We start from the raw sequence: 12993 nt of genomic DNA on the forward strand, positions 1-12993 counted from the left end.
TAACCAATGCGTCACGGGCGGCTAGCGTGTTTACCGGCGAAATCAGGCGGTGGAGCTTTATTTATCTGCGCGGATAGCTACGGTTTGTGTAGCGCGTGGGGTGACGTTTTGTCACTGTAGGGTGGGCCTTGGTGCCAAGCTTAACGTGCGAGCTCAGCGGACGCCGAAGGCGGTCCGATGGAGCGAAATGTTAGAGCGCATGGCCACGTCCGAACGCATCGTCAACATCACGCACTCCGTGTGAGCCGATGAATAACCAACGGCTCTGCTCCGACTGCTTCAGTTCCTCAACCAAGTCGTCAGGCGGTAAAAAGCTAACAATCTCTAACGCCGTGTGGTCATCAACGAAATCGCGAGACAGATAGATCCAGTGCGGTGGCCGTCCTTCAACTCGAAACTTGTGGAGGTCGTTAGAAAGCTCGTAAACGACCTCCGGGCCGTAGAAGGACTCTGTTAGATCTGCCAGGATTTCCCGGGCCTTCGCTTCCATTTGCACACCTAGCAGAAACTCGGAGGCTTGCTCTCCCGAGATTTCCGACGCATAACGCTCGCCCTCCTCCCAATACACACCACAGCGGCCGCACTGGTGTAGGTGCGCGTGGCGTTCAAGGTTGGTGCCCTGGAATATCAGTGGCTCGCGACTCGGGGTGTTCCACGCTGCACGGCAAGCGCGGCATCCTTGACGTTCCCATGGGGTGGTACTCATTTGTGCGCTCTAACGTAATGTAGACCGCAAAACCTGCGGGATAAAAAATTCGCTGCCGTCTATATTGGTCATCAAAATTTCCTGGAAGTGGCTTGCTGATTGGCTTTCCGTAGGGCGCCCTAGTTTTTTATACAGGTATAAAAATTTTGACAAACACCGCAGACAAACAGTTGCTCACTATAGCCCGATGAAGTCTTGCGACTACTCTGGCTGCCTGTAGCTTGTCTTCAATGGGTTAAGGGCTAAATGCTCTTTTTTCGTAGCTGCTTGCGCAGGTGAAGTGTGCTCTGGAGCCGGTTTTCTTGGTTGTGGGCGGTATTTGCGGCTGTGGGCGTCACAGTCGCCGCAGGCCGGGAGTTCGCCCCGGCGGGCGAGTAACTTGTTCTTTTGCGCAAAAGAAAAGTCACCAAAAGAAAGGCGCCCCCACTGTCTGCGCCCCGCCGCTATCGCGTCGGGGAACCTGTGGTGCTCACGCCAAGTGGGGTCCCGCTCGAACTCGGCCTTTGGCCTCAGACAGTCGCGGGCCCTGATCCACTTGGCGCGGCGCTCCTCGGCGCATCCAGAGGGGGACCTCGGGGACCGGGATCGGCGGTGCGTCGCACCGCATCGCGCCTAGGGCGCGACGGGGATTCTTCGCGCCTGCGGCGCGATGCCCGGCTTGCCGGGCCGGCTGTCCGCACCCACGCCGTGTGGCGTCGGCGAGTAGCGCAGGGCTGGGCGGATCAGGGCCTGCGATTGTTTGAGGCCGTAGGCCGAGTTCGAGCAGGACCCCGGCCAGACCGAGCAACGCAGCGTACCCGTAGCGCAGCGAAGGGGCGACGACTTCGGCTGGCCTTTTCTTTGGTGACTTTCTTTTGGCCACGCAAAAGAAACGTTACTGCGCCGCCGGGCGCACATCCCGGCCGGGGATGTTGGCAGTCAAAGTTCAACCTAAAGGTTCAAACCCAATCGCCCACCAATGCAGGATCTACCTGCACAGCCAGCTATTAATTTGAGAGTAACCGCCTACCCATCACCCCCGCACGCGCCCCTCCGGTATCACCAGCGGCGTCCCCGAAACCGGGTCTTCAATGATGCGACACGGCAGATCAAACACCCGCTCCACCAGCGCCGCCGTGATGATGTCCTTCGGCGCGCCCTGGGCCACCAGCTGACCCTGGCGCAGGACGACCAGGTGGTCGGCGTAGCGGCAGGCGTGGTTCAGGTCGTGCAGCACGGCGACCAGGGTGCGGCCCTGGTGGCGGTTCAGGTCGCGGAAGAGTTCCAGCAGGTCGATCTGGTGGGCCAGGTCGAGGTAGGTGGTGGGCTCGTCGAGCAGCAGCAACTGCGTGTCTTGCGCCAGCACCATGGCCACCCAGACGCGCTGGCGCTGGCCGCCGGAGAGTTCGTCCACCAGGCGGTCCGCCAGGTCTTCGATAGCGGTGGCGCGCAGGGCCTGGGCGACGATGCGGTCGTCCTTGGCCGTCCAGCCGCCGAACAGGCTTTGGTGCGGGTGCCGCCCGCGCGCCACCAGCTCGGCCACGCGTATGCCTTCGGGGGCGATGGCAGTTTGCGGCAGCAGGCCCAGGCGGCGCGCGACTTCGCGCGTGGGGTAGCTGCCGATCTGCGCGCCGTCCAGATACACCTGGCCGGCCTGCGGTGTGCGCAGCCGCGCCAGGGCTTTGAGCAGGGTGGATTTGCCGCAGGCGTTCGGGCCGACGATGACGGTGAAGGCGCCGTCGGGGATGGCCACGCTCAGGTGCTCGGCCACGTGGGTGGTGCCGTAGGCCAGGGTCAGGTCTTCGCCACGGAGGCGACAAGCAGAAGGTGTTTGCATAAGCTCAAAGATCGTGGCTTCGCCATTCGCGGGCGAGTAAATAGGTCAAATAGGCGCCACCGAGCGCGCTGGTCACCAGGCCGACGGGAATTTGGAAAGGCGCCAGCAACAGCCGGGCCAGCAGGTCGGCGCTGGCGCACAGCACGGCGCCGACCAGGGCGGCGGCCCACAGGCCGATGCCCGGCGCGCGGCACAGGCGGCGCGCGAGCTGTGGCGCGGCAAGCGCGATGAAGCCGATCGGCCCGGCGCAGGCGATGGCCAGCGCGGTCAACGCTACGGCCACCAGGGTCAGGTAAGTATGGCTGCGGCCTACGTTCAGGCCCAGGCTGGTGGCCAGTTCGTCGCCTATTTCCAGCAGGCGCAGGCGGGGGCTGAGCAGCCAGGCCAGCGGCAGCAGCAGGGCGCAGCCCAGGCCCAGGCGCCGGGCCTGCAGCCAGCCGCTGCCTTGCAGGCTGCCGTGCAGCCACATCTTGGCGGCCAGGGCCTGGTCCAGCTCGGCGCGGGTCAGCAGGAAGTCGTTGACCGAGGCCAGCATAGCGGCGACGGCCAGGCCGATCAGCACCAGGCGCTGCCCCTGCATGCCGCGCTGCAGGCTGAACAGATAGACCAGCGCGACCGTGGCCAAGCCGCCGACCAACGCGCCCAGCGGCAAGTTGAGCGCCTTGTCGCCCAGCCACAGAATGGTGACCAGCGCGCCGGTGGCCGATCCTGTTGTCAGGCCGATGATGTCCGGGCTGGCCAGCGGGTTGCGCGACAGGCTTTGGAAGATGGCGCCGGCCATGGCCAGTGCTGCACCTGCGCCCAGGGCCACCAAGGCGCGCGGCAGGCGCAGCTCCAGTAAAACCATGCGGCCCATGTCTTCACCGCCGCCCGCCAGCGTGGCGAAGAAGCGGCCCCAGGGCATGGCGTAGCTGCCCAGGCGCAGGCCGAGCAGGGTGACGGCCAGGCCGGCGACCAGTAAAACGCCGAGCACGATGCGGGTGCGGCGGTGCGCGAGTTCGGCCCAGATGCCGGTGCTGATGTTCAAGCTCATACCGCGCTCCCGCGCCGGCTGCGCTGCACCAGGGCCAGCAGCACCGGCGCGCCGATGAAGGCGGTGACGATGCCCACCTCGATCTCGCTGGGCACCGCGATCAGCCGGCCCACGATGTCGCTGCCCAGCACCAGCACCGGGCCGGCCAGCAGACCGTAGGGCAGTATCCAGCGCCAGTGCGGCCCCACCAGCAGGCGCACCGCATGCGGAATCATCAGGCCGACAAAGGCAATCGGCCCGGCAGCGGCCGTGGCAGCGCCGCACAGCAGGGCGATGGCGATGAAGCTCCATACGCGCACCGGCTTGAGCCTCAGGCCCAAGGCCTGGCCGAACTCGTCGCCCAGCGCTATGGCGTCCAGCGCACGCGCCTGCCACAGCGCAATCGCGCAGCCCACCAGCACCAGGGGCAGCATGGGCCACAGCACGTCGGTGCCGCGACCATCCAGCGCGCCGACCACCCAGAAGCGGTAGGCGTCGAAGGTATTGCTGTCGAACAGGGTGACGATGCCGGTGCACGAGCCCAGGCTGGCGCTGATGGCCATGCCCGCCAGCAGCAGGCGCACGCGCTGCGCGCTGGGGGCTGCGCCGCTGCTCAGCACATACACGCCGACGGCGGCCAGCATCGCACCCAGCAGCGCAAAGCCCACAGTGCCGATGTAGCTGCCTATGCCCAGCACCGACATGGCCAGCACCACGGCCAGCGCGGCGCCGGCGTTGATGCCCAGCAGGCCTGGGTCGGCCAGCGGGTTGCGCGTCAGCGCCTGCATCAGCCCGCCAGCCACGCCCAGGGCCGCGCCCACGGCCAGGCCGAGCGCGGTGCGTGGCATGCGCATCTGCCAGACGATGGCGGATTCCACGCTGCCGTCCGGCTGCCACAGCAGTTGCCATAAACGGGCCAAGGGAATCGGCCGCGAGCCGAGCGAAATACTGGCCAGCACCAAACCGATCAGCGCGGCCAGCAGCAACAGCAGGCCCAGGCCCCGGGCGGCACGGCGCGCCGGGGTGACGGAAGGAAAGACGGTCATGGAGTGGGCAGGGCAGTAGAGGCTGTGCGGGCCAGCGCATCCAGCACGGTGCGCGCCGCCAGCGGGCCGGCGTTCAGATAAAACGGGTCCAGCCCCACGCGCACGGCGTGGCCCTGGGCGGCACCGCGCAGGCGCGCCCACAGCGGCGAGCCGGTGAGGCCGGGCAGTGACTTGTCGCGTGCGGCGTAGAAGATCCAGTCGGCATCGGCCTGGTCGAGCAGCTCGCCGCTGATGTCCTGCGAATTGCCGTTGAAGCGCTGGCTGGGCGGGCGCTGCAGGCCGGCGTCTTCGGCAATGCTGCCGGCGAACGAGCGTACGCCCATCACGCGGTTGCGCACCGCATTGGCCTGTACAAAGGAGACGCTGGGGGCGCTATCCGCCTGCCAGTGCTGGGCCAGCGCGTTGGCATCGGCGTGGTATTGCTTGAGCCAGGCGCGGGCCTGCTCGCTGCGGCCCAGGGCGTCGGCCAGCAGCAGGAAGTCGATCTTCCAGTTCACGCCGTTGCCGCGCGTCACCACCGTGGGCGCGATGCGCTGGTACAGGGCGTGCATCTGCGGCGTCAGCATGGCCTTGTTGACCAGGATCAGGTCGGGGCGCAGGGCGGCCAGCACCTCCAGGTCGGGCGCGCTGCGCACGCCCAGGTCGGCAGAGCGGCGCATCTCGGCCTGGCGGCTGGCAAAGCCCTGGACTAGGTAATCGGCATATAGCCGGCCCTGGTCGTCGCGGGTGGTGCCCACGGGCACCAGGCCCAGGGTCAGCAGGCCGTCGTTCTGGCCGGTGGATAGCACGGCCACGCGCAGCGGTTGCCGGGCCAGCGTGGTTGTGCCCAGGTAATGGGCCACGGTGCGGGGGAAGACGCCGTCGGCAGCGCCGCTGCCCAGCTCGGCGGCCAGTTTGCGCGGGGCGGCAGGCTTGGCCGGGGCCTTGTCGGCTGCGCCAGCGCCGGCGGCCAGCCCGCAGAGCAGCAAGGCCAGGAAGCTGCGGCGGCAGCGTGAAGAAGGCATGCGGGGATTCTTAAATGCAAATGGTAATAAGAATTGATTGTAATTAAAGTTTGTTTGAAGACCGCTGCAGCGTTTACATATCTTTTGTGCCTCTAGCGCAGGTAATGTCTGCGCTAGCAGCTATGCTTTGTATAGCATGGCTGTGGTGAGGCTTTACCTGCGGACAAGCCCGCGCCCCCCGCAGGCAAAATGCCCCCATGACGAACAAGAAAACTCTGCTGCTGGTCGATGGCTCCAGCTACCTGTACCGCGCCTTCCACGCTATGCCCGACCTGCGCGCTGTGCCCGGCGACCCCACCAGCGCGGCCACCGGCGCCATCCGCGGCATGGTCAACATGATGACCAGCCTGCGCAAAGAGGTGCGTGCCGACTACGCGGTGTGCATCTTCGACGCCAAGGGCCCGACCTTTCGCGACGAGTGGTATCCCGCCTACAAGGCCACGCGCAGCCCCATGCCGGACGACCTGCGCAGCCAGATCGAGCCAGTGCACGAAGTGGTGCGCCTGCTGGGCTGGAAGGTGGTGGCCGTGCCGGGCGTGGAGGCCGATGACGTGATCGGCACGCTGGCCCGGGTGGCCGGCGACCAGGGCGTTGAGGTGATTGTCTCCAGCGGTGACAAGGATTTGAGCCAACTGGTGAATGAGCATGTGACCATCATCGACACCATGAATGGCAAGCGCCGCGACGTAGCGGGCGTGACGGCCGAGTTCGGTGTGCCGCCCAGCCTGATGGTGGACTACCAGACCCTGGTGGGCGACACCGTGGACAACGTGCCCGGCGTGGCCAAAGTGGGGCCCAAAACAGCCGCCAAGTGGCTCATGGAATACGGCTCGCTGGACGCGCTGATGGAGCGCGCGACCGAGATCAAAGGCGTGGCCGGCGAGAACCTGCGCAATGCCGTGGATTGGCTGCCCCAGGGCCGCCGCCTCGTGACCATCAAGACCGACTGCGACCTGGTGGAGCACATCGAAGGGCTGCCTGCTCTAGATTTGCTAGCGTACACCGCACAAGATACGGGCGCGCTGAAGGCTTTTTATGAGCAATACGGCTTCAAGGGCCTGGCCAGCAAGCTGGACGGTGCAGCCGCCGAGCCGGCACCGGCCAAGCCGGCCAAAACACCCAAGGCCGCCTCGCCCGCCGAGCCTGGCCTGTTCGATGAACCGACCGAACCCGCCGCAGTGCGTGGCCGCACGCCAGGCTTTGACAATGTGCTGACCTGGGAAGCATTCGACGCCTGGCTGGCCAAGCTGGAAGCCGCCGAGCTGGTGGCGCTGGACACCGAAACCAACTCCATCGACGAAATGGTGGCCGAGATCGTCGGCATCAGCTTTAGCGTGACGCTGGGCGAGGCCGCCTATGTGCCGGTGGCGCACAACTACCCCGACGCACCCACCCAGCTGCCGCGCGACGAGGTGCTGGCACGCCTCAAGCCCTGGCTGGAGAACCCGGCCAAACTGAAGCTGGGCCAGAACATCAAGTACGACCGCCATGTGTTCGCCAACCACGGCATCGAAGTGCAGGGCTACGCCCACGACACCATGCTGCAAAGCTATGTGCTGGAAGTGCACAAGCCGCACGGCCTGAGCAGTCTGGCCGAGCGCCACCTGGGCCGCAGCGGCATCAGCTTTGAAGACCTGTGCGGCAAGGGCGTGCACCAGCTCACCATCAACCAGGTGGACGTGGAAAAGACCGCCGAATACGCCTGCGAAGACGCGGACATGACGCTGGACGTGCACCGCTTCCTGTGGCCGCAGCTGCAGGCCGATGCCAAGCTGCGCGGCATCTACGAGCTGGAGATCGCCTCCAGCGAAGCCCTGTACCGCATAGAGCGCAACGGCGTGCTGATTGACGCGCCCACGCTGGCCAAGCAGAGCGGCGAGCTGGGCGCGCGCATCCTGCAGCTGGAGGCCGAAGCCCATGTGCTGGCCGACCAGCCGTTCAACCTCAGCAGCCCGAAGCAGATCGGCGAAATCTTCTTCACCAAGCTGGGCCTGCCGGTGGTCAAGAAGACCGCGACCGGCGCGCCCAGTACCGACGAAGAAGTGCTGGAGAAGCTCGCCGAAGACTACCCGCTGCCGGCCAAGATTCTGGAACACCGCAGTTTGAGCAAGCTCAAAGGCACCTACACCGACAAGCTGGCTCTGCTGGCGAACCCGCGCAGTGGCCGGGTGCACACCCACTACGCTCAGGCCGTGGCGGTGACCGGGCGCCTCAGCAGCAACGACCCCAACCTGCAAAACATCCCTATCCGCACGCCCGAAGGCCGGCGCGTGCGTGAGGCTTTCGTAGCCCCCGCAGGCAGCCTGATTGCCAGCGCCGACTATTCGCAGATCGAGCTGCGCATCATGGCCCACATCAGCGGCGATGCGTCGCTGTTGCGCGCCTTCCATGAAGGCATAGACGTGCACCGCGCCACTGCTGCCGAGGTGTTTGGCGTGGAGGTGGCGCAGGTCAGCAGCGAGCAGCGCCGCTACGCCAAGGTCATCAACTTCGGCCTGATCTACGGCATGAGTGCCTATGGCCTGGCGCGCAACCTGGGCATCGACAACACGGCTGCTAAAAACTACATCGACCGTTACTTCCAGCGCTACCCCGGCGTCAAAACCTATATGGACGAAACCAAGGCCCTGGCCAAGGAGCAGGGCTATGTGGAAACCGTGCTGGGCCGGCGCTTGTACTTGCCCGAGATCAATTCACCCAACGGCCCGCGCCGCGCGGGTGCCGAGCGCGCCGCCATCAACGCGCCCATGCAGGGCACGGCCGCCGACCTGATCAAGCTCAGCATGGTGGCGGTGCAGAAGGCGCTGGATGACGAGAAGCGTGGCACCAAGATGGTCATGCAGGTGCACGATGAACTGGTGTTCGAAGTGCCTGAGGGCGAGGTCGAATGGCTGCGCACCGAGATCCCGCGCCTGATGGCCGGTGTGGCCGATTTGAAGGTGCCCTTGCTGGCCGAAGTAGGAGTGGGCCCGAACTGGGACAAGGCCCATTGATTGCTATTTTTTTGATAGCTACTAGCGCAGTATTTGTCTGCGCTGGTGGCCTGAAGGCCTGAAGGCCTGAATGGCATGTGATACCGCCGGCTCCCATGCCAGGGAGCCGGCGGCAACCCCGTTACTTGAACTTGAAGAACGCGACGTCGTCGGTCAGGCGTTGTGCCTGCTCGGCCAGGCTGCTGGCAGCCGAGGCGGTTTGCTCCACCAGCGCTGCATTCTGCTGGGTGGACTGGTCCAGGTCTTGGATGGCGGTGGCAACTTCGGCGACGCCCTGGGTCTGTTCACGGGTGGCGGTAGCGATTTCGCCCATGAGGGTGTCGATCTTGCCGGCGTTGGCCACAATTTCGCCAATGGTGGTGCCGGCTTCGGCCACTACCCGGGTGCCGACTTCCACCTGCTCGATGCTGGCAGAGATCAGGGTCTTGATTTCCTTGGCCGCTGCGGCCGAACGGCCGGCCAGCGAGCGCACCTCTGACGCCACCACGGCAAAACCCCGGCCTTGCTCACCGGCGCGTGCGGCCTCTACCGCTGCATTCAGTGCCAGGATGTTGGTCTGGAAGGCAATGCCATCGATCACGCCAATGATTTCACCGATCTGGTTGGACGAGGTACGAATGCCGTCCATGGTTTTCACCACTTGGCTGATCACCTCGCCGCCACGGGTAGCCGAGGCCGCGTTTTCACGCACGATGCTGGTGGCACCTTGTACCGAGTCGGCCGTGTGTTTCACGGTAGCGGTAATTTGCTCCATGCTGGCAGCCGTTTTCTCCAGGCTCGCGGCATTCGATTCAGTGCGCTGCGAAAGGTCCAGCGAGGCCGAGGCGATCTCGTCGCTGGCAGTCTGTACGCTGCCAGCACCTTCTCGCACGCTGGAGGCAATTTTGCGCAAACTGAGCTGCATTGCACCCATGGTGAGCATCAGCTGCGCCACTTCGTCCGTACCCCAGGGCTTGGGCGCGGTGGTGAGGTTGCCCTTGGTGATTTCGGTCAAATGCCCGGACACCTCTTGCAGGCCGCCCATCATGACCTTGTAGAAAGCCAGCATCAGGTACACGGCCAGGGCGATGGATAAAAGGCAAATGCCCAGTTCGCTGAAGAAAGCGCGCTTCAACCGGGTCATGCGCGCATCTAGCATGCCATTCAAGAGTTCGCGCAGTTGCAGGTCAATGGCGCGCTGCTTATCCACTGCCGTTGTAGCCATGGCTAAGAATGCCGCCGGGTCGCCTTTGATGGACTCGCCCAGAATGTCTGTTTCGATGGCTTTGAGTAAGGCTCCGCGGGAGTCGTCCACACCCTTCATGTCGAATGTTTTGGCGACTTCGGGAAAGTCTTCTACGCCCAGCCGGTAGGAGTTTTCAACTTGCTCGTCGATGAATTCAATCAAAGACATGTTTTCGTGCAGAAGCTCAGATACCTTGGGTGCCAAAGGCTCTTTGCTTGCCATGGCCGCATAGCCCAGACCGCGTAGCCGTGCCAGTTGTTCTGAATATTTGGGGCCCAGAAGCACGCCCACATTCATTACGTGGTAGCTCTCCAGTTCCGGGTCCAGCGATAGCTGTGCGTCGTCTGCGACGTCGCTGATCAGTCTGAGGGCTTCATGGATCACAGCGGAGTGGGCTGCAAACGTTTCCTCAAGGGTGGCCGCAACAGGCGCCTGCGCAATGGCGCTCTGCGCCTTGCTCAGCGATTGAAATCTGTTGTTGCTGCCAGTTGCTGATGCAGTGAACAATTTTTGCTGGGCTACAACTTTCTCGAACGCGGCATTGGCCTTGGTTTGCATCTCGGCCATGTCAGCCGATTTGGCTGTGGCCGAGCGGCGCAGGTTTTGTGCCGCTGCAATGTATTCTGTGATTGGCGTTACGTACGCAATGCCTTGCTGCTCGCTTTGGGTGATGTTGATCTGGTCGCTGGTCTGTTGCCAGAATAGCCATACCAGCAGTGCCAGCGGTATCACCAGCATGATGGATATCCAGGCGGCTTTTGCAGGAAAGCTGATGGAGCGGAAGAGCTTGACACCAGGAGCTAGCCAACCGTGGTACCGAAAGAAGGAGCCGAAGCCGGCGTCGTAGTTAGGGTGTCTAGTGCTCATGTATCAGGTCCCAGTAGTTACAAATAACTACAAACAGTGTAGGGTTTAAATCAGCGGCATTTACTTAACCAAGAAAAAATGCACGCAAATTTCATACCGAAATAAGAACCTGTTGCATTCTGCTGGTGACCGAGCGGGCATTCTGCGGCGCGAGATGTATATCTTGCAATTCTTTTTATTGCGGGGGCTGAGCCAGTGCCGGGGCGGTTAGGGTCGTCTTGCTAAGATCAGGTGACACAAATGTGTACCAAGCCCGTCGATGTCGGCTTTTTGTCTGATGGACCCCATGACTCTTCTTGCAATTCTGGTTGGCACCCTGTGTGCTGGTATTGGCAGTGTGTGGCTGGCGGCTGCGCTCAGTTTTGGCGTGCTGGCGCGCTATACGCAGCACATGCTGAGCTTGGCGGCGGGCGCCTTGCTAGCCACGGCATTCATGCACCTATTGCCCGAAGCCTTCGAGAGCCAGGCCGGCGCGCAAGAGCTGTTTGGCACGCTGCTGGTGGGGCTGGTGTTCTTCTTCCTGCTCGACAAAGCCGAGCTGTGGCACCACGGCCATGAACACCACCAAGGTCCGCAGGTCGATGGCCAAGGCCATGACCACGGGCATGATCACGGCCACGGCCATTCGCATGACCACCACCACGCTGCGCCCTTGCGCACCGGCGGCTGGGCCGTGCTTACGGGCGACAGCGTGCATGCCTTTGGCGACGGTATCTTGATTGCCTCGGCCTTCATGGCCGATGCGCACCTGGGCTGGGTGGCGGCGCTGGCCGTGCTGGTGCACGAGGTGCCACACCATATGGGCGACCTGGTGGTGCTGCGTGGCACCTCCAGTAACCGGCGTGCGGCGCTGGTCAAGGTGTCGCTGGCGGGTGCGGTAACGGCCCTGGGCGGCGTGGTGGGCTTTGCCCTGGTGGACCTGTTGCACGAATGGCTGCCGTACTTTCTGGTGGTGGCCTCCAGCAGCTTTATCTATGTGGCACTGGCGGACCTGATTCCCCAGCTGCAAAAGCGCCTGAGTGCTGCGCAAACTGTGGCCCAAATCGCCTGGCTCTTGCTGGGCATAGGGCTGGTGACTTTTGTCAGCGGGCTAGCCCACGGCCATGCGCATTGAGTCTATGGCCGGCCTGCCCGGCGACGTGGTCGCGTTGGAGATCGCCGAAAACCTGCTGATGTAGACGCAGGCTCAGGGCATGCCGTTGCGGCCGTGCAGGCGGTAGCCCGGGCGCAGGTTCAGCCGTTCGTAATAGGCCTGTACCGCTGGCAGGGCGGGCCGCTCCATCGGCGCCATGTACCAGCGCTGGGCGGCCAGGCCCAAAACGATGTCGGCCAGCGTGAAGTCCTCGCCCAGCACATAGGCGCCGGTGCCTTGCAGCTGGTCTTCCAGGATCTGCATGTGGCGGTTCCAGCTGTGCACGCTGGCGGCGCGCAGGGCTGGGTCCTGGTGGTCTGGGCTGTGCCGCACCAGGCCCATGAAGGCATAGCGCCAAGCGTTGTTCAGCTCGGTGGCTTGCCAGTCCATCCATTGCTCCACCTTGGCGCGTGCCGCAGGCCCGGCTGGTAGCAGATCCGTGCGGCCTTGCTTGGCCGCCAGGTAGCGGCATATGGCGTTGGACTCCCACAGCACAAAGTCACCGTCGCGGAGGACAGGGACCAAGGCGTTGGGGTTGAGTGCCCTGAAGGCCGCCGTGTCGGTGGACTGAAAGCCCGCACCCCATGGTTCCAGCGCATAAGGCAAGTCCATTTCCACGCACAGCCACAGCACTTTGCGTACGTTGATGGACGTGGGTTTACCCAGGATCTGCAGCATGGCTAAAGCCTGTTTTAGCGCGGGGCGTAGCCCATGACGCGCCACTTGCCGTCGGTGTCCCGCACGGTGGCGACGATTTCTTCCACGCCTTTTTTGTTGGCGAAGTCGGTGTTGAAAATCGAAGTGACATATTCGCCATCAGGCCGCCCCGGCATGGTGGTTTTGTAGACCACACGCGCCAGGGTGCGGTTCTCGAATGCGCCAAAGGGTGCACGCACGCCGGGGATGCTGTCCATCCACTGGCCGATCTGTACCAAGTTGCGGAAGGACTGGCTGGCCGCCTCGTAGGCGCCGCCCCAGTTTTGCTGGTCCAGCATCATCAGCCAGCCGGCGGCGGCCAGTTGGCCGTCGGCCTCCTTAGCGGCTTGCTCCTTGTCGGCGGTGGCTGCGGGGGCTGCGGCCTGGGCCGATACCAGCGGGGTGTAGAGCAAGGCCGATGCGGCCAGACACAGTGCGGCCGGGGCCAGTTTCAACAGATGCATAGGATTCCGATAGCAAAAAATGCAGAACCGGC

Annotated in this window: 10 protein-coding genes; 2 read left to right on the top strand and 8 right to left on the bottom strand. The window is 63.9% G+C overall.

All coding sequences use genetic code 11. The features are described 5' to 3' along the window. Positions 1-190 precede the first annotated feature (190 nt). From AC4BBN_RS14110 to AC4BBN_RS14130, 5 genes are all read right to left on the bottom strand, one after another. A complete protein-coding gene (locus tag AC4BBN_RS14110; protein WP_490592599.1) occupies positions 191-706 on the bottom strand; it encodes a hypothetical protein in 516 nt (171 codons plus the stop codon). A gap of 1012 nt (positions 707-1718) precedes the next feature. Further along, positions 1719-2522: an ABC transporter ATP-binding protein gene (locus AC4BBN_RS14115; RefSeq protein ID WP_490592600.1), complete on the bottom strand. Its 804-nt coding sequence runs from the start codon at positions 2520-2522 to the stop codon at positions 1719-1721. A 4-nt stretch (positions 2523-2526) separates the two neighbouring features. Further along, positions 2527-3555: a FecCD family ABC transporter permease gene (locus AC4BBN_RS14120; protein ID WP_490592601.1), complete on the bottom strand. Its 1029-nt coding sequence runs from the start codon at positions 3553-3555 to the stop codon at positions 2527-2529. Beyond that, on the bottom strand, positions 3552-4580 hold the full coding sequence (locus AC4BBN_RS14125; protein ID WP_490592602.1) for a FecCD family ABC transporter permease: 1029 nt from the start codon (positions 4578-4580) through the stop codon (positions 3552-3554). Before AC4BBN_RS14125 ends, AC4BBN_RS14120 begins: the two co-directional genes overlap by 4 nt. Then, positions 4577-5584, bottom strand: coding sequence for an iron-siderophore ABC transporter substrate-binding protein (locus AC4BBN_RS14130; protein ID WP_490592603.1), 1008 nt, complete (start codon positions 5582-5584; stop codon positions 4577-4579). Before AC4BBN_RS14130 ends, AC4BBN_RS14125 begins: the two co-directional genes overlap by 4 nt. Before the next feature lie 197 nt (positions 5585-5781). Between AC4BBN_RS14130 and polA the strand changes: the two genes are divergently transcribed. Continuing rightward, positions 5782-8577, top strand: coding sequence for a DNA polymerase I (gene polA / locus AC4BBN_RS14135; protein WP_490592604.1), 2796 nt, complete (start codon positions 5782-5784; stop codon positions 8575-8577). 121 nt (positions 8578-8698) lie between these two features. Here the strand turns inward: polA and AC4BBN_RS14140 are convergent, their stop codons facing one another. Then, on the bottom strand, positions 8699-10669 hold the full coding sequence (locus AC4BBN_RS14140) for a methyl-accepting chemotaxis protein (protein WP_490592605.1): 1971 nt from the start codon (positions 10667-10669) through the stop codon (positions 8699-8701). A gap of 286 nt (positions 10670-10955) precedes the next feature. Here AC4BBN_RS14140 and AC4BBN_RS14145 point away from each other — a divergent pair, with 286 nt between their 5' ends. Then, positions 10956-11783 (top strand): ZIP family metal transporter, encoded by an 828-nt coding sequence (locus AC4BBN_RS14145; protein WP_490592606.1) that lies wholly within the window; start codon positions 10956-10958, stop codon positions 11781-11783. 72 nt (positions 11784-11855) lie between these two features. Here AC4BBN_RS14145 and AC4BBN_RS14150 read toward each other — a convergent pair whose 3' ends face one another. Next, positions 11856-12479, bottom strand: coding sequence for a glutathione S-transferase family protein (locus tag AC4BBN_RS14150; protein WP_490592607.1), 624 nt, complete (start codon positions 12477-12479; stop codon positions 11856-11858). Between the two features lie 14 nt (positions 12480-12493). Beyond that, entirely contained in the window at positions 12494-12961 is a 468-nt protein-coding gene (locus AC4BBN_RS14155) for a DUF4019 domain-containing protein (protein WP_490592608.1), read from the bottom strand. Between the last annotated feature and the right edge of the window lie 32 nt (positions 12962-12993).

Source organism: Rhodoferax sp. SPJ21 (assembly GCF_058216335.1).